Below are 1,150 nucleotides of genomic sequence, written 5' to 3'. Positions count from 1 at the left end.
CGGCGCCCACACCCTGCGCTGGGATGCCCGCGATGCGGCCGGACAGCCGCTGCCGCCGGGCGTGTACACCGCCGAAGCTGAAGGGCAGCACCAGCGGCTGATTCTGACGCGGTAATTTTACCGCGTTGGGCCGTTAGGCATCGTAGTTGTTTAGAAAATCACCCGAACAATGTAGAGACGCATATTTGCGTCTCTACATTGAACAAAATCGACCAAACGACCTCCGGACGGCGCGGCCGACAAGACGCAAGTATGCGTCTCTACTTCGTCCTGAAATGCTTCAACGTCGTTCTCTGAAGTTGACCAACGGCCCAATGTGAAGCCTCCTCCTAGCTGATTATGCAACCTTTCGATTCCGCCCGCCTGCACTTCCGCCCGCTCACCGCCGAGGATACGGCCGGTATGTTTGAGCTCGATTCCGACCCGGCCGTGCACCGCTACCTGGGCGGCATCGGCGGACAAATGGTGAGCGAGCCGGCCCAGAGCGCGGCGCTTATCAAGTTCATTCAGAAGCAGTACGCTGAGAATGGCATTGGCCGCTGGGCCGTGGTGCTGCGCGAAACCGGCGAGTTTATGGGCTGGGCCGGGCTGAAGCTGGTGGCCGGCCCCATCAACGGCGTCACCAACTTCTACGACCTCGGCTACCGCTTCATGCCGCGCTACTGGAGCCAGGGCTACGGCTTCGAGGCCGCCCGCGCCTGGCTCGACTACGGCTTTGACACGCTGCGCCTGCCCCGCATCTGCGCCTACGCCGACTGGCACAACACGGCCTCGCGCCGCATTCTCAGCAAGATTGGCATGCGCCAGGGGCCGCAGTTCCTGCTCGAAGGCGTGCCCTGCATCTGGTACGAGGCCGACGCACCCAAGTGCGGCTAATGCTCGGGTTTCAAGCGAAAGGCTTTATGAAAGCACGTCATGCTGAGCGCAGTCGAAGCATCTCTACCGCTTCGTTGTATCGGCATTCATTACTGCTGCACGCGAGATGCTTCGGCTGCGCTCAGCATGTCGTGCTTATCCTAATCCTGCAGCTCGGCAAAACGACCTTATTTCCACCCCGCATGAACCTCCTTTACTCCCGGCTGGCGTTGCTGCTGCCCCTGCTAGCCCTGCTGCCGCGCCTGGCCGCCGCGCAGGCCGTGGCCACGCTCAC

At 61.8% G+C, this 1,150-nt stretch carries 1 protein-coding gene; it reads left to right on the top strand.

The window, feature by feature from the left end:
- Window positions 1-339 precede the first annotated feature (339 nt).
- Window positions 340-876: a GNAT family N-acetyltransferase gene (locus tag ACYVDE_RS23555; protein ID WP_460503962.1), complete on the top strand. Its 537-nt coding sequence runs from the start codon at window positions 340-342 to the stop codon at window positions 874-876.
- Window positions 877-1,150: the final 274 nt, after the last annotated feature.

The organism is Hymenobacter agri, assembly GCF_054778495.1.
Note: the sequence above shows the minus strand (reverse complement) of the source record. Positions and strands in the feature narration are given on the sequence as shown.